The organism is Moraxella sp. CTOTU47618 (assembly GCF_032017425.1).
GTDB lineage: Bacteria > Pseudomonadota > Gammaproteobacteria > Pseudomonadales > Moraxellaceae > Faucicola > Faucicola tetraodonis.
Genome location: NZ_DALZPW010000009.1, coordinates 51,475 through 68,493, shown reverse-complemented (window position 1 = coordinate 68,493; position 17,019 = coordinate 51,475). Strand labels below are relative to the sequence as shown.

The 17,019-nt window shown below is 43.8% G+C and carries 14 protein-coding genes; 4 read left to right on the top strand and 10 right to left on the bottom strand.

Annotated features, from left to right (window positions below):
• Positions 1 to 24 precede the first annotated feature (24 nt).
• Complete coding sequence (gene ftsH / locus RTS09_RS08275; protein WP_040403605.1) at positions 25 to 1,926, bottom strand: ATP-dependent zinc metalloprotease FtsH; 1,902 nt, start codon at positions 1,924 to 1,926, stop codon at positions 25 to 27.
• A gap of 243 nt (positions 1,927 to 2,169) precedes the next feature.
• A complete protein-coding gene (gene rlmE, locus RTS09_RS08270; protein ID WP_007116170.1) occupies positions 2,170 to 2,802 on the bottom strand; it encodes a 23S rRNA (uridine(2552)-2'-O)-methyltransferase RlmE in 633 nt (210 codons plus the stop codon).
• 329 nt (positions 2,803 to 3,131) lie between these two features.
• Here rlmE and RTS09_RS08265 point away from each other — a divergent pair, with 329 nt between their 5' ends.
• Both RTS09_RS08265 and RTS09_RS08260 read left to right on the top strand, forming a co-directional pair.
• Positions 3,132 to 3,449 carry a YhbY family RNA-binding protein gene (locus RTS09_RS08265; protein ID WP_312535999.1) on the top strand — a complete coding sequence of 106 codons (318 nt, stop codon included), beginning with the start codon at positions 3,132 to 3,134 and terminating at the stop codon, positions 3,447 to 3,449.
• Positions 3,450 to 3,456: 7 nt separating this feature from the next.
• On the top strand, positions 3,457 to 4,227 hold the full coding sequence (locus tag RTS09_RS08260) for a DOMON-like domain-containing protein (RefSeq protein WP_312535997.1): 771 nt from the start codon (positions 3,457 to 3,459) through the stop codon (positions 4,225 to 4,227).
• An 86-nt stretch (positions 4,228 to 4,313) separates the two neighbouring features.
• Here the strand turns inward: RTS09_RS08260 and RTS09_RS08255 are convergent, their stop codons facing one another.
• Entirely contained in the window at positions 4,314 to 5,009 is a 696-nt protein-coding gene (locus tag RTS09_RS08255; RefSeq protein ID WP_050325458.1) for a M23 family metallopeptidase, read from the bottom strand.
• A 191-nt stretch (positions 5,010 to 5,200) separates the two neighbouring features.
• On the opposite strand from RTS09_RS08255, the gene RTS09_RS08250 reads away from it, so the two are divergent.
• Complete coding sequence (locus tag RTS09_RS08250; protein WP_312383810.1) at positions 5,201 to 5,689, top strand: DciA family protein; 489 nt, start codon at positions 5,201 to 5,203, stop codon at positions 5,687 to 5,689.
• A 339-nt stretch (positions 5,690 to 6,028) separates the two neighbouring features.
• Here RTS09_RS08250 and lpxC read toward each other — a convergent pair whose 3' ends face one another.
• The 7 genes from lpxC to murG form a co-directional block, all read right to left on the bottom strand.
• Positions 6,029 to 6,907 (bottom strand): UDP-3-O-acyl-N-acetylglucosamine deacetylase, encoded by an 879-nt coding sequence (gene lpxC, locus RTS09_RS08245; RefSeq protein WP_312383978.1) that lies wholly within the window; start codon positions 6,905 to 6,907, stop codon positions 6,029 to 6,031.
• Positions 6,908 to 7,102: 195 nt separating this feature from the next.
• Positions 7,103 to 8,323 (bottom strand): cell division protein FtsZ, encoded by a 1,221-nt coding sequence (gene ftsZ / locus RTS09_RS08240; protein ID WP_309597007.1) that lies wholly within the window; start codon positions 8,321 to 8,323, stop codon positions 7,103 to 7,105.
• A 149-nt stretch (positions 8,324 to 8,472) separates the two neighbouring features.
• Complete coding sequence (gene ftsA, locus RTS09_RS08235; RefSeq protein ID WP_312535995.1) at positions 8,473 to 9,753, bottom strand: cell division protein FtsA; 1,281 nt, start codon at positions 9,751 to 9,753, stop codon at positions 8,473 to 8,475.
• A gap of 25 nt (positions 9,754 to 9,778) precedes the next feature.
• Positions 9,779 to 10,657: a cell division protein FtsQ/DivIB gene (locus RTS09_RS08230; protein ID WP_312535993.1), complete on the bottom strand. Its 879-nt coding sequence runs from the start codon at positions 10,655 to 10,657 to the stop codon at positions 9,779 to 9,781.
• Between the two features lie 197 nt (positions 10,658 to 10,854).
• A complete protein-coding gene (locus RTS09_RS08225; protein WP_095356141.1) occupies positions 10,855 to 11,778 on the bottom strand; it encodes a D-alanine--D-alanine ligase in 924 nt (307 codons plus the stop codon).
• A 236-nt stretch (positions 11,779 to 12,014) separates the two neighbouring features.
• The gene (gene murC / locus RTS09_RS08220; protein ID WP_312383975.1) at positions 12,015 to 13,424 is read right to left on the bottom strand and encodes a UDP-N-acetylmuramate--L-alanine ligase; all 1,410 of its coding nucleotides are present in this window, start codon (positions 13,422 to 13,424) and stop codon (positions 12,015 to 12,017) included.
• Between the two features lie 156 nt (positions 13,425 to 13,580).
• Positions 13,581 to 14,699 carry an undecaprenyldiphospho-muramoylpentapeptide beta-N-acetylglucosaminyltransferase gene (gene murG / locus RTS09_RS08215; RefSeq protein WP_312522344.1) on the bottom strand — a complete coding sequence of 373 codons (1,119 nt, stop codon included), beginning with the start codon at positions 14,697 to 14,699 and terminating at the stop codon, positions 13,581 to 13,583.
• Between the two features lie 346 nt (positions 14,700 to 15,045).
• On the opposite strand from murG, the gene RTS09_RS08210 reads away from it, so the two are divergent.
• Positions 15,046 to 17,019: a PhoX family protein gene (locus tag RTS09_RS08210; protein WP_312535990.1), complete on the top strand. Its 1,974-nt coding sequence runs from the start codon at positions 15,046 to 15,048 to the stop codon at positions 17,017 to 17,019.

Here is a 17,019-nt window from a genome sequence, read left to right as displayed (position 1 = left end):
TGAGTAACTCATATCATGGATAATTTACATTGCAGGTAACGGCGGCGGGGTTAAGCCCGACCCACTTGACGGTGGGTTGCTTGGTTTATCGAAATTTACTCTAACAGGCTCTTGATAAACTTTAGGCTCGCGTGGTGGGATACCCGCCATAATGTCTTGCAATTGGTCACGGTCGATAGTTTCCCATTTCATTAACGCATCAACCATAGCATGCATTTTGTCCGCATTACCTTCAATTAATGCACGTGCGATATCATACTGCGCTTCTAGGATACGACGAACTTCATCGTCCACTTTCTGCTGGGTCGCTTCTGAGATAGTGCGAGATGAGGCACCAAAGTAACCTTGGTTTTCATCTTCTTCATACACCATCACACCCATGGCATCTGACATACCGTATTTGGTAACCATCGCACGCGCCATTTTGGTAGCACGTTCAAAGTCATTTGACGCACCAGTCGATTGCTGATTGATAAAGACTTCTTCAGCGATACGACCACCAAATAAAATCGCAATGTCATTTAGCATTTTTGATTTATAAACGCTGGTTTGATCATGTTCTGGCAACTGCCAAGTGACTCCCAATGCCCAGCCACGCGGCATAATAGTCACCTTATGAACAGGGTCGGTACCGGGTAGCATTTCAGCCACTAAGGCATGCCCTGCTTCATGATACGCCGTTGCACGACGCTCTTCTTCACGCAATACCATCGATTTACGTTCTGGACCCATATAAAGCTTATCTTTGGCCTCTTCAAAGTCGTTCATATCAACTGACGCTTTGTTGTTACGTGCAGCAAATAGCGCCGCCTCGTTCACCAAATTCGCTAATTGTGCACCACTGAAACCTGGCGTACCACGCGCCAATGAACGAATATCGACGCCAATTGTTGAGGGCAATTTTTTCATGTGTACACGAAGAATTTGCTCACGACCTTTGATATCAGGCAACCCAACTTGTACTTGACGGTCGAAACGCCCTGGGCGCAACAATGCTTTATCGAGTACATCGACGCGGTTGGTTGCCGCAATCACGATTACCCCATCATTGCCTTCAAAACCATCCATCTCAACCAATAACTGGTTTAAAGTTTGTTCACGTTCGTCATGACCACCGCCCATGCCTGCGCCGCGATGACGACCGACAGCATCAATCTCGTCAATAAAGATGATACAAGGGGCATTTTTCTTGGCTTGTTCAAACATATCACGCACACGGCTTGCACCGACACCCACAAACATCTCAACAAAGTCAGAACCTGAAATTGAGAAAAATGGTACTTTGGCTTCGCCTGCAATCGCTTTGGCAAGCAAAGTTTTACCAGTACCAGGTGGACCTACCATCAATACACCACGTGGAATAGTCGCGCCAAGTTTGGTAAACTTCTCTGGGTCACGTAAGAAGTCGACAATTTCTGTCACTTCTTGCTTGGCTTCATCACACCCTGCTACATCTGCAAATGTCACTTTGATTTGGTCTTCTGATAGCATTTTGGCTTTAGATTTACCAAAACTCATCGGACCCATACCGCGACCACCGCCTGCACCACCACCGCTCATATTACGCATGATGAATAAGAACAAACCAATAATCAATAGCACTGGGAAGCTTGCAATCAGTAATTGCATCATTACGCCTTGACGTTCAGGGGTGGCGCCTTGAACTTCAACATTATGCTTGATAAGCTTTGGCATTAGCTCAGTGTCAGTGACGGCAGGACGCACTGTCTCAAAGGTTGAGCCGTTTTTCTTTTCACCAGAAATTTGCTCACCATCAATTTTGACACTTTTGACCTGGTCAGTTGCCACCGCAGTGACAAATTGGGAGTAATTGAGCTTATCAGGTTCATTGCGGGTATCAAAATTGCTAAAGACTAGCACTAATACCCCTATCACAACTAACCACAATAAGGTATTTTTTACCATGTCGCTCACGTTGTTTTTCATCCTTCGCGTTAGGGGGTTGATTAAAAAGTGGGGTTAAATCAAAATGTTTACCAAAGATAGGTAGATTTTTCACCAAAAATGGACGTTACATTAATCTTTCAATATAGCATGATATATGGATTTACCTTAACATTATCAAGCGAATTCTCTGTTATTTTCTAGTAAAAACATATTACCAATTTTTGTCTAGTCAAGTTCAGGGATAGACTAAAGCAAATTACCTTATTTGGTGGCTATCCAATACATTTCTTTTGAGCGTGCGCGTGACGCTGCAGGCTTGATACTGCGCACTTTACTAAAACGCTGCTGCATATTTTTTCGTAAGGCATCAGAGCCTTCGCCTTGGAATACCTTAATCACTAAGGTGCCACCTTCAGGGAGCACTTGCTCGGCAAAGTCCATGGCAAGCTCACATAAATAAATCATGCGTGGCTGATCGACTGCAGAAAACCCCGAGGTATTGGGCGCCATGTCAGATAGCACCACTTCCACTTTTTTATCGGCGACTTCTGCCATGATGTTGTCAAACACTGCTTGCTCACGAAAATCACCTTGGATAAAGGTCACATTCTCTAACGTATCCATCGGCAAGATGTCTGAGGCGATGAGCTTGCCAGTGTCACCGACTAGTTTGCCCGCAACTTGCGACCAGCTGCCTGGGGCAGAACCCAAATCGACTACCGTCATGCCTTTTTTAATCAGTTGCAGTTTTTCGTTGATTTCTAGCAATTTGTAAGCCGCTCTTGCCCGATAGCCATCGCGCTGGGCAAGTTTGACATAGTGGTCGTCAATGTGCTCTTTCATCCACGCACGGCTACTTTTGGACAATTTTTTGTTGGTAATACGCGTTGCCATAATTCTCTACAAACTACCCTTTATATATAGTTTAAAAATTCTTCACTTGGGATTTGGCTAAAAAACCCAAAGCCATCCTAGAATGACTATCGGTAAATTTGACAATCTCAAGGGTTAAGGCTGTTATTTTAGCATATTTCACCAAGTTAGCTTGCGTTAACTCATGGATTGGCTATTGATTTTTTTAATCCAGTGATTTTTGTGGATTGATAAGTCATGGCAGCGTTTTTGCCTATGTGTTTTTGCCTATGTATTGCCCATAATTTATTAGGCAAAATGATTAATATGGTATAATGCTGGCTAATTTTTTTATAGGTCAATTGACAGTTATGGCAAATTCAAGCTTATCAAATGCTGATATTAAACATTTAAAAGGCATCGGTCACCAGCTAAACCCTGTGGTAATGATTGGGGGTCAAGGCGTTACCCCAACCGTTATTGAAGAAATTGGGCGCGCACTGAACGATCATGAGCTGATTAAAGTAAAAATCCCAGCCGGTAGCAAAGCAGATCGTGACGCTGTGGCAAATGCGATTGCTGAAGCCACTGATGCGATTTTGGTCACCAGTATCGGTCGTATGGTATTGTTATTGCGTCGCAATCTGGACGCCAATCCTAAGTTATCAAACTTGGTACGTTTTGGCTAAGGCTACAATGAACGCGTTACAGGGTGTGACATTCGCACTGACGGGCACGGTTGAACCACTCACCGTATCGGCAACACTGGACTACCGGCTCTCAGTACAGGTGGTCGCTGATAGTAAATTTTTAACTATCTTATTTGATGCTACCCATCCCAAGATTGATGATAGTCAAACCGCTCTCCAAGCTGGTCTATGGGCAAATTTTCCGACATTTAGCCCATTGGTACTTGAACGTGTGATGCGCCAAGATTATTTATGGCAAGCAGATTGTTTTGAGTGTTTTATTGCCAAAGATAGCCAAGCGGATAGCCCGTATCTTGAGGTCAATTTGGCGACCAATGGTGAGTTTAATCTTTATTATTTTGACAGCTATCGGACACCGAATGCATTACCCCCTCGGCGCTTGCCTATCACAGCGCTGACTTATGGTGAAGATATCAATTTTTTTAGCCAGGCCGTTATAAAAGATACCGAACTGCCGCTTGTTTTTTGGTGTTCTGCAAGTCCAATGCTCCTCACCCATGTACGAGCGGTAGAGCAGCAATACGCGTTTAGCGTTGGTACTTTTCGTGTCGGTATGACATTTGCCAAATCAGCATTGGACAAGTTAGTGGGTGCAAATGGTAATTATGCGCTAAATCCAACGCGTGTGATTCAGCAACCGTCTGACAGTGGCTTAGCAGCCAACTCAGCTCCAACCGTCAATGAAATGAGTTATTGGGCCATACAGCATGCACACCCAGCGGACTTTCATAACAAGGCACACTGGATAAACATCTAAATTATGATGGTTTTAAACCATAGTACCGCGAAAAATAAAAACTGGCTTATAAGCCAGTTTTTTTATATACCGAGATATTGTCACGATTAACGCGCTGGCGCCATTGCCAAGTAAGTTTGTGGATTGACAGCTTGACCATTTTGGCGTACTTCATAATGTAAGTGGGCGCCTGTTGAACGACCCGTGTTGCCTACTGCAGCGATTTGCTGGTTTGCATACACTGTATCGCCAACGTTAACATAGTTTGCAGAGGTATGTGCGTAACGCGTGACAGTACCGTTGCCATGATCCACTTCAACATGACGACCATACCCTGTACCCCAACCTGAGAAAGTCACCACACCATTACCTGTGGCATAAATAGGGGTGCCGATGGGAGCAGCAAAGTCCATGCCTTTATGAAACTGTGATTTACCAGTGACAGGGTGGATACGATAGCCGAAACCTGAACTCATGCGCGCAGATGACGTAATTGGGCGCAACGCCAACATGCCATTACCCGCATAGCTGCCCATTGCAGGCATGTTGATAATGGTGGTTGGCTGGGTCGATAGTTTTTGTGCTAAACTTGCGAGGCGGTCTTCTTTTTGCTGGGTTTGCTGGCTTAGATTTTTGATGGCGGCATTAACGGCATCTGAAGGCAGATAATAATCTTCACCATCATCTTCACGAACAATAACTTGACTGGTTTTACCGGCATTGGTAATCGATAGAATTTGAGCTTGTGCAACACTCATTGTGGTTAAAGCAACAACTGGCAATGCGATTAGAGCTAATTTCATCTTTTATCCTTTGTTAAACCTTATGCTATTAAACCCTATGCCAATGTCATGTGAACGCTGCTTTAGCGCATTGGCAAGATTTAATTCACTATAACTTGGTCTTAAAATCACCTACACTAACACTAAGACCCAATACTAAGACTAAATCAAAATTTTTGTCGCTTAACTACCCACCACACTGCTCATTGACTATGAAAAAACCAACCAACCATCTTGCTTCCCGCACTGAGCGTCTTGCCAACTATCAATTACCGTTTCAAAAAAAGCTGCAGCAGTTACAGCAATTGACGAACGATGTTCGCAGCGCTTGGCAAAACGTGTTGCCTCAAGAGGTCTTAGCAAGCTTACAAGTGATTGCTTGTGAATCGTTTAGACTTGTGGTGAGTACGAACAGTCATACCCTTGCCAATCACCTCAATTACAACCAGCAGCACCTACTATCAACCCTGCAAGCGTTCGACAACAATTTTCATCAATTTAATCAGTTACGTTTTCGGGTGGTGATTGTCAAAGCTATTCATGGCTCGCAAATGCCAGGTTTACAGTGTAATCATAATGTTAGCAATGTAAAGAATTGTGAGCTAAGCGAATTTACGAAGCGAAATATAACACAGCTATGTGACCTTGTCACGGATAACGAGCCACTTAGAACGGCGTTACAAAAACTGATAAAAGACTAAAGTAGCCAAGTTACAATGTAATTTTATGTAAATTATGTTACTAATATAGTAAGATTCATTAATAGAGTAATGGCTTGTGCAAGTGAAAGTAAAAAACTAGAAAAAAATTAACAATTAATAGGATAGATAAAGATATCTTTTTTTTTATTTTTAGTGCGCTTATAGTAGCTAGTGGCTAAAAAAAGATATCCAAAAAATTAAATGATAGAATTGGGGGGTTGGGTTTAATTAGTGTAATAAAATGATAACTTCTTGATGAAAAAATGTTACTAATCAAACAATAGGCAAAATTTTTTGATTAGTAAAAATGCACAATAAAATTAATAAATTTAAATAAATCTAGTTAACATTGTCATTATTTGTTACAACTTTATAGTTATTTTCATCGCTAAATAAAGCCTGTAACAATTTATTATTGAGCGCATGACCTGATTTATAAGCGTAAAATTCACCCAAAATTTGGTGCCCGGCAAGGTATAAGTCACCAATCGCATCTAGTACTTTATGGCGTACAAATTCATCGTCAAAGCGTAACCCTTCAGGATTAAGTACGCCGCTATCATCTAAAACAATGGCGTTCTGCATACTGCCCCCCAGCCCTAGGTTATTGCTTTTTAGGTACTCAATATCTTTTAAAAAGCCGAATGTGCGCGCTTTGGCAATATGCTCGATAAAATTGCCTTCATTAAAATCCAATTTAAACTTTTGATGTGAGCCATTAAACGCAGGGTGATTAAAGTCAATTTGGAAATCTAACACAAATCCATTGTAGGGACGAAATCCTGCGACTTTATCCTCCACGCGAACCTCAATCGGTTGTAACACTTGAATATAGCGTTTGGCAGACGTTTGCTCGGCAATACCCGCTTGCTGCAATACTTGTACAAATTCGATGGCACTACCATCCATGATTGGAATCTCAGGGGCGGACACTTCGATTTGTAAATTATCAATTTGAAGCGCAGCAATTGCACTCATCAAATGCTCGACTGTCCCAATGCGCTGACCTAGCTCATTGGTGAGATTTGAGGACATCATGGTATCGGTTACCGCATGATAGATAGCGGGAATGGGCTTTGCCTGTGCCACATCACTACGTAAAAATTGAATCCCATAGTCAACGGGTGCAGGAGAAAAGCGCAGGTGTACAGGGTTACCACTATGTAAGCCGATGCCTTCAAGATTGATGGGTTGTTGAATAGTACGCTGCTGCATAATGCCCCCTAGTAGATTGCATTCATCCTTAGCCAAAGCTAGGTTGATATAATTTGTTACATTTGGCTATTCTACCATTGTCCCTTTCTACATCATAGTGATGCTTGATTGATTTTATCGACCTTTATGATTGACTCCATTGATAAAAAAACCTCACAACAATTAAGCTGTGAGGCTTTTGAAAAATTATACGGTATCTTAGCGATTTTGCTGGCGACGTAGATAGTCTTGAATACTGTTGCCTGTGCGTTGTGGCTGCGAGGATTGCGGTTGTGCTGGCGCAGGCTCGATAGCTTGCTGTACAGGTGGCTGAGGTGCAGGGATGGATTGTGGTATATCACGGCGTGCCGCATACGCAGGTTCATGCGTGCCTGCTTCTACTTTGTGGGTGCTAGAGGCATCTGAGACAAAATCTCTAGTTGTATGCTTTGGGGTATTATCTAGTGTAAGACCTGTTGCCACCACGGTCACTTGGATTTCATCGCCCATGTCTTCATCAAATACCACGCCATAGAAGATGTTGGCTTCATCAATATCCACCAAGCTATGCACTTTTTGGGTGATGCGCTCTTGCTCTTCAAAATTGAAGTCTGAGCTAGCCACCACGTTGACCAAGAGACCTTTGGCATTTTTAAGTAATAAGTTGTCAAGTAATGGGCTTTTGATGGCTTTTTCGGCAGCGATCTCAGCGCGGTCTTCACCACTGCCTTTACCGATACCCATCATCGCATGGCCTCGGGAAGTCATTGCCGTGCGAATATCGTTAAAGTCGATGTTAATAAAACCATCTTTTGAAATCATATTAGAGATACCTTGCACCGCTTGAAGTAAGACTTCATCGGCTTTTTTGAAGGCATCTTTCATAGAGATTTTGCCATACACTGTCATCAATTTATCGTTAGGGATAGTGATGATGGAGTCGACAAAGTTAGAAAGCTGCTCAATACCTTCTCTAGCCACTTTATTGCGTCTGCCACCTTCAAAGGTAAATGGCATGGTCACCACCGCAACGGTCAACACGCCCAGCTCTTTGGCTAGTCTGGCGATGACTGGCGCAGCGCCTGTACCTGTACCACCGCCCATACCTGCGGTAATAAATACCATGTCAGAATTTTCTAGCAATTGGCGAATTTGTTCTTCATCGCTCTCAGCTGCTTCACGACCCACTTCTGGATTGGCACCTGCCCCCAAGCCGCGGTTGTTATTTTTGATACCGAGCTGGATTTTATTAGGCGCTGACAGGCGGTCAAGCGCTTGTCTATCAGTGTTGGCACAGACAAAGGTAATGCCTTTTACACCATTTTGTACCATGGTTTCAACGGCATTCCCACCGCCACCGCCGACACCGATGACGGTTAAACGGGCTGAATCGGCAAATGTATCAGTGTGATCTTGTACAATACTAAACTTCGCTTCCATAATTGAAAATCTCCGTATACTGTCAAGTAGGCTTGAGCAGCATAAATAGCAAACATATTAAATTAAATATCAAATAAATCATTACACAATTAGTGGATTTTAGAGTCAATCATAACATGAGCACTCTTAAAATACTAAACATCTCTTTTTTAGAAAAATTTACCAAAAAATTTATTCACAATTTTGAGTTTTTCTCGCATGGGCTGAACCTGCAAAGAGTCGGGTGAGCTTTTCTCGCTATGATGAAATGCCTCACTTTGACTATATAACAGTGTGCCAAACGCGGTTTGGTATTTACGCTCACCAATCATCGTCGCAATGGTGCGAAGCTTGTCATCATCACCATATTGGGTGTAGGCAGAAATCGCTGCGTGTTGATTGACCTTATTGACTTTATTGGCAAAGATTTTTTTGGCCAATGGCAATAATCCGCGCATTTCAGCACCACCGCCCGTGATCACATACCCTTGCTGTAAAAAATCACTTAGCCCCTCTTTATCCAGCTCTCTTTTAATATTGCCTAAAATACTGATATAGCGAGCTTCAGTGACTTCAAGTAGCTCAAGCATATTAATGGTTTTTTCATCGTCATGCTGTGAGCGCTTGATGGTAAAAAATTGGCTTGAGTCAATCCCATGACGATCGACACTGGCTTGGGATTTTTTCATATTTTCCGCTTCAGCAATGGTGACGTCTAGCAACATAGAGATATCCAGCGTTGCGTGATGTCCGCCTTCGGCAAAACAATGGGTATAAATCAGCTTATCCTCACGGTAAACGCAGACACTGGTGGTCGATGCCCCAATATCAATCAGACATACGCCATGGTATTTTTCTTCAGGCAATAGGCCGTATTCGGCGGTAGATACCGCATCAAATAGCATTTGGTCGATACTGACATCACATTCTTGCAGCAGTTGCTGTAAATTTTGGCGACCTTTGACGGGCATCATCATCAGATGATAGAGCACCATCAAGTCACTTGCTTGCATGCCAATCGCATCATCAATCATCTCAGCATTGCCATCTAAAGCAATACCTTGCTGGGCATAATGCATCAAATACAAATCATCTGTAAGATGTTTATTTTTGGCTTGGGTTAGCGCGGCAACCACGTCTTTGGCTTGTACGATGTCATGTTTGATTTTGACTTCGCCCACACTATTGACGCTTTGCAAATCTGGGGTAGAAAAGCTCAGCCAAACACTGTTGACACGGCAATTTGCCATGTCTTCAGCGTTTTGAATAGATTGTTTGATGGCAGATTTTAGACGTTCGCGGTGGCGAATGGTACCTTGCGAGAAATCATGATTTTTGACAGTAGATAAACCGATAATACGAATATCTTGCGCACTGTGGATTTGCCCAATCACAGTATGAATAGCAATAGCACTTAGGTGGACGACGACGATCAGATCTGGCTTTTTCATAGAACACTACAAAATTATGTTTCACCTAATGGCTGGGGTTGGCGGTGGTTTTTAAGGCGTTAGTTTTTGAATCGGTTGCTGAGTTGGCATCGGTCACGGGTTTAGTATCAGCGGATTTGGCATTGACGGCAGTTGTATCACTTGCTTGCTGTATCACAGGTCGTTTGGTAATTGCCATGCCATTTTTATAGCGTAGATCCACCGTTTGCAGCGTTTTAAGCTGTGGTTTAAGCTGATTTTGTAACATGATGCTCAGTCGATACAGTTTTTCTGACGTATTGTCATTATCAACCAGTACCCGAAGTCCGTTATCAAAGCGAAATAGCCATGCCATTCTGGGCGTTACAATGACTTCTTCAATTTTTATACCCAGTGGCATAAACCAATCACTGACTTGCTTGATTTGCTGCATCATCACAATGGCATTTTGGCTATCGCCTTGTAGCTGCATTAGGCTGGTATTATTTAGGTCATTGCTATCGGCAGGTTTAAATACCATGCCATTGGCATCGACTAAACGCTCACTACCAAACTTGGCAACGGCTTGGCGCGGTACTACATTGACCACAATACCTTGTTGCCAATCGCGGCGCACATCGGCTTGCCCTACCCAATCTACCGTCTCAAGTTTTGCTACATAGCTTTGCAAATCAGCTTTTAGCAGATTTGTGTCGGCTTTTTCGCCCAATAATTGCTGAAGCTGCAGGGTTTGCTGGGTGTTTAACCCTTTATGCTGCAAACTAATCGCTGCATTAGGTAATTTGTTGAACACATTAATTGCCAAAGCCGCTAATATCAGCAACAATAACACAACGCCAAGCATTAACAACTTTGGCAGCAGCTGATGAAAGCGATTGGGGAGCGTAGTATCTAAGGAAGCAGTTGCCACAAATGAATTTGCCATATTGACCAATCATAACTCGGTCTAAAATTATTAATTACTAAAATCTCAACAACAAAAATCAAAATAACTAAAAATATTACAAGGATTTATGCTTAGAAGCATATCATAGCAAATTCAATGAAATGAATGGTAAATAGATAATACGCTTCTAGACAATTCAAGTACTTTTTTTGTAAACAAATATAAACGAAAACGACTTATTCGCTCAACGTTTGTTCTAAGATACGCACGCATAGCGTCGCAAAATCCATGCCACGTGCTTTGGCTGCCATCGGCACCAGACTATGACTGGTCATACCGGGCACCGTATTGAGTTCAAGCAGATATAGCGTGCCTTCGTCATCTCGTAAAAAATCCACGCGTGACCAACCTTTACCCCCAATGGCGGCAAACGCTTTTCTTGCGATTTGTTGCATGGTTTGTTCTTGCGCCTCGCTCAAATCTGATGGGCATTGGTAGACGGTATCATCACGATTGTATTTGGCTTCGTAGTCATAAAACTCAGTCGTTGGGATGATGCGAATACTGGGCAACACCTCATCACCGAGGATTGAGCAAGCATACTCACCGCCTGTAATGGCTTTTTCTGCCAAAATAGCGCCGTGGTATTGTTTGAGCTGTGGGTAGGTCTTGGCAAGCTCGCCCGCTTCTTTAATTTTAAAGACGCCAACACTACTGCCTTCAGCGGCGGGTTTGACAAACAGCGGCAAACCTAGCTGCTGTTCGATAGCAGTAAAATCAGTATTGTCGTCAAGCACGACATAGGGTACGTTTGGTAAATCTAACGCTTGCCAAACTAAGCGGTTGCGAAACTTATCCATGGCAATCGCAGAGGCTAACACGCCACAACCGGTATACGGAATATTAAAACCGTCTAGCACCCCTTGCAGGCTGCCATCTTCGCCAAAAGTGCCATGCAGCACATTAAATACGCGGTCATAGTCGCGCAGTTTTGAGATATCTGTTTCTTTGGGGTCAAAGTGATGGGCATCCACGCCTTTAGCGAGTAGCGCATCAAGCACAGCTTGACCACTCGTGAGTGACACTTCACGCTCGGCACTCCAGCCCCCACAGACAACCGCCACTTTACCAAATTGTTTGACATCGATAAGCTCTGACATATTGATTCCTAATTTTTTGTTAACCGAATTCATTGCTATAATTATTTCACACAAATTTTTAAACTATCGCTTGGCTATGACTTAGCTATGGTTTAGGTATGGCTTGCAATTTTAGCTCACTCATAAAATAATCGCCTGCTGGCAGTATGGGCAAGCTACAACAGCTTTTCAATACCTTAAGTTTCATAACCGCTTGCCGCGTGGTTTTTCAATCAAGCGGTTGTTCAATCAAGCCGTTATTTTTCAGTTAAAAATAAATTGTTTTTTGCCAAATCTAGACAGAGTTGACCCACGTTACCCGCCCCTTGGGTAATCAGCAAATCATTGCCTTTTAACATACTACCTAGCACCTGACGGATTTGATCCATGTCATTGATGTTTAGCATAATTGGCTCAACTTGTCCGCGGGTGCGGATGGTACGGGCAAGGCTGCGACTATCTGCGCCTTCAATCACCGCTTCACCTGCGCTATACACATCGAGTAGCATCAACACATCGACTTGTGACAATACGTCCACAAAATCATCGAAGCAATCACGGGTACGGGTAAAACGGTGAGGCTGGAAAATCATCACCAAGCGGCGATCGGGATAGCTTTGGCGAGCCGCTTTGATAGTCATTGCCACTTCGGTTGGGTGGTGACCATAGTCGTCAATCAATAGCACATCGCCTGCGCCATCTTTTACAGGGTAGTTACCATTGTTTTCAAAACGTCTGCCCACGCCAGCAAATTTTTTGACCGCTTGGCAAATGGCTTCATCACTGACACCTTCATCGGTGGAGATGGTAATAGCCGCTAAGGCGTTATAGACATTATGAATACCAGGAATGTTCAAAGTAATCGGCAGGGGCTCACGGTCTTTACGCAGTACGGTAAAATGGGTTTTGGTGCCGTCTGCCACCACGTCAATCGCTTGCACATCGTTATGTTTTTCTAACCCATAAGTCAACACAGGGCGCGCGATTTTATCAATCAGTCCGTACAACTCTTTGTCATCACCGCACAATACTGCTAACCCATAAAACGGCATATTTTGTAAAAACTGCACATACGCCGCTTTTAGTTTGTCAAAACTGCCGCCATAGGTTTCCATATGGTCTTGGTCAATATTGGTGACAATCGCTGCCATCGGGCGCAGCGATAAAAACGACGCATCGGACTCATCCGCTTCCGCCACCAAATAACGGCTTTGACCCAATGACGCGTTTTTGCCTGACGCGTTAAGTTTACCACCAATCACATAAGTAGGATCCAAACCCGCTTCGGTTAAAATCATGGTAAGCAGGCTAGTGGTGGTAGTTTTGCCATGCGCACCCGCTACCGCAATACCATGACGGTAACGCATCAGCTCACCTAACATATCGGCGCGGCGCACCACAGGAATACGTCCTGACAAGGCAGCTTGGATTTCTGGGTTGGTACGATCAATCGCTGATGACACCACGACCACATCGGCTTCACTGATGTTTTTGGAATCATGCCCGATAAACACTTGAATGCCCATTTGGGTCAAACGGTCGGTCACTGGGCTTTGTTTGATGTCTGAACCGCTAACCATATAGCCATGATTATGGACGACTTCGGCAATACCGCACATCCCTGCCCCACCAATACCGACAAAATGCACGTGGCGTATACGGCGCATCTCTGGGATTTCGACCACGCGCTTGGCAATTTTTTTGGTGACACGGTTGGTTTTTTCAGGTTTTTCAGGTTTTTCAGTAGATTGGGCAGTGGCAGTTTTGGCTGATTTTGACATAGACAGGCTCAATGATAAATGACTTATAAGTTGTAAAAATAATTAAGGTTTTAACTGGGATAAAATGGCATCGGCAGCCAGCTGTGTGGCATTGGGTTTGGCAAATTCACGTGCTTTTTCTGCCATCGCTAAAATTTGATGACGGTCGAGCTTGGCTAAAATGGCACTTAAACTCTCTGCCGTTAATTCTTTTTGCGGCATTAAAAACGCGGCGCCATGTTCTGATAGGGTTTTGGCATTGGCCGTTTGGTGATCATCGACTGCATGGGGCAGCGGCACAAACACCGCAGGCAATCCAACCGTGGCAACTTCTGTGACCGTCAGCGCCCCAGCACGGCAGACAATCACATCTGCCCAGCTGTATGCTTCTGCCATATCTTTGACAAATGGCAAAATCTCATACTGGGTTGATTGGAGTTGTGCTTCGCTATATACCGCTTGGGTAGCCTCTTGGTTGTTTTTACCACATTGATGCCGCACTTGCCATGGCTTGGCGTCTGGCAGACTTTCTAATTTTTTTAGCGTGGGCGCGATATGATTATTTAGTGCCTGAGCACCCAGAGAACCGCCAATGACCAATAGCTTTAAAGGGCTGGTATCATTGACATCGATACGGGCTTTTGGTGGCGGTACTTGTACGATAGCCTCACGTACGGGGTTGCCAACTGTCATCACTTTATTAGAAGGTAGTTCGGTGAAGGTATTTGGGAAGGCTTCTAACACTTGATTAGCAAGCTTAGATAGATAGTTATTACTCATGCCTGCGATGGCATTTTGTTCATGAATCAAAATGGGTATTTTACAAAATTTGGCAGCCAATCCGCCGGGTGCGGTCACATAACCACCAAACCCTACCACGATGCCGATTTTATTGGTTTTGATGATTTTGATAGCGGCTAATGTTGCTTTGAGTAAGGTTGACGGGGCTTTAAATAAGCGTTTGATACCGTTCCCGCGTAACCCCTGCATATTGATGGCATGGTAGGTAAAGTCGTAATGTTGTAGCAACTCATTTTCCATACCGACTAGGGTGCCGAGCCAATGCACTTGGGCACCTGATTGTTGTAACGCTTGAGCCACTGCAATCGCTGGAAACACATGCCCACCCGTGCCTGCTGCCATCATCAGCACGCGCGGTTTTTGCATCGTTGGCTCACTCATCTTATTATCCTTGACCAATCCAATCTAGGTGAGGTGGGGATTAAAAAACCCCGTATGACTGACCGTTTATCGGGAAAAACAATCACCATAAAAATGGCAAAATCATAGCATTATTTCACCCAATAATAAAGTAAATCACTTGAATTGCTAAGTAGCGCCAAGATTTTGCAACCATCGTATCGCTTTATATTCAAAGCGGCTGATTAGTTGTAACCGTTCTGTCATGAATCAGTCAAGCCACTGTCACATATCCCCTTTACCATACTCAGCATAATTGTTTCTGCATTATTTCAAAAAAATTTATTTCGTAGCCAACTGCTAACTGCTATCAGCAAGGAATTCACTCATGACTGAAGTTAACCAATTAAACCAAACCATTAGCCGCCGTAATGTCATTCGTTTTTTGGCAGGGGTGCCTGCGTTGCCACTTGCCACAGGCTCTGTTGCCACCTTATTAACAGGTTGTGATAGTGATAGTGATAGTAATAGCACAGCAGGCATACTCAATAATACACGAAAAACCATCAAATCCACTGAGTTTGTTGGTATGGCTGCACCAAATTTATCAAATCCCGCCAATATGGCAACGGTGTATGTCGATTCAAAGCTAAAAGCAACCTTTGATGACAATACCACGACTGAATATAAGCTACAGTATCAACCGTTTTTTAAAACAGGCGATAAATTAAAAGACTTAAAGGGTAACGACATCATTGCAGGCGGCTATTTTGATATCTATAACAAGCCTATCATGGATAGCTCAGTGCTAGCCTCTACGCGCCAGTTTTTCTCTGATTGCCCAGATGGCTCTTCATTATTGACAGTTAAAGGCGCACGTGTTGCGGGTGTAACAGGTAATACCGTATTTGCGGTGGTGCAATTTGAATATACCAGTAAAGACCAAGCCGGCAGCAATACTTACGGTACACTACCTTCACCCATTGCGGTAGTGACACTTGACCAAAACCCACAAACAGGCGAACTCAAAGTCGTCAAATACCACAATGTGGATATGTCAAAAGTGTATGGGTTATGGATTACTTGTGGTGCATCTCTCTCACCGTGGAATACGCATTTGTCATCAGAAGAGTATGAACCAGACGCTTTCATGGCTAAAAATAGCGCCCAATTTAAAGCATTTAGTAAAAACTTATACGGTGATGAAACCAAAGCAAACCCATACCATTATGGTCATTTACCAGAAATCGTAGTCAATGCGGATGGGTCTGGTATCGCGAAAAAACATTTCAATCTAGGTCGTATCTCTCACGAACTGATTCAAGTGATGCCTGACCAACGTACTGCGTTGATGGGCGATGACTTCACTAACAGTGGTTTATTTATGTTTGTTGCCGATAAAGCAGCTGACCTATCTGCAGGTAACCTCTATGTTGCCAAAATCAGCCAAACGTCAGCCAAAGGTGGCCCTGCGGCTGCCAGTGATTTTAGCATCAAATGGATTCATCTAGGACATGCGACCAGCGCTGAAATCGAAGCCTTAGCCAATACGGTAGTACCAACCGATATCATGGATGTCAAATACACTGATCCCAATGATGCCTCTTACAAAAAAATCGGCTATGACGGGGCAAGTAACTGGGTAAAACTTGCACCAAATAGCAAATTACCGGCAGACAAACTCGCCCAAGCGGCGGCATTTTTAGAGACCCACCGCTATGCAGCGCTGCAAGGTGCGTCAATGGCGTTTACCAAAATGGAAGGCACCACGGTCAATATCAAAGATAAAATCGCTTACTCTGCCATGTCGCGCATTGAAAAATCCATGACCACGGACGAGTACGATGTCAAAGTGGCTCAGTTAAAATCAGGCGCCGTGTATGCCCATGAGCTTAAAGGCGGTCAGGTTGATAACAATGGTAAAGCGATTAACTCTGAATGGGTCTCTACCCGTATGTATGTACCTGAAGGCTTAGCAGGGGAAGACATTACCAAAGATGCGCTCGGCAACACGTCACACATTGACAAAATCTCTTGCCCGGACAACCTAAAATTCTCTGAAAAAATGCGTACCTTATTTATCGGTGAAGACTCTGGCTACCATGTTAACAACTATCTTTGGGCATACAATGTTGATACCAAAAAATTAGCGCGCATCCTGTCAACACCAGCGGGCGCTGAGTCAACGGGTCTACACGCGGTCGATGAAGTCAATGGCTATACCTATATCATGTCAAACTTCCAACACCCAGGTGATATGACATTTGTCCCCGCCGTTGAGACAGCAGTTCGCCCGCTCATTAACCAAAACTTCAAAGATGGCTACAGTGCTGCGGTGGGTTATTTGGCGTTTAAAGCTTAA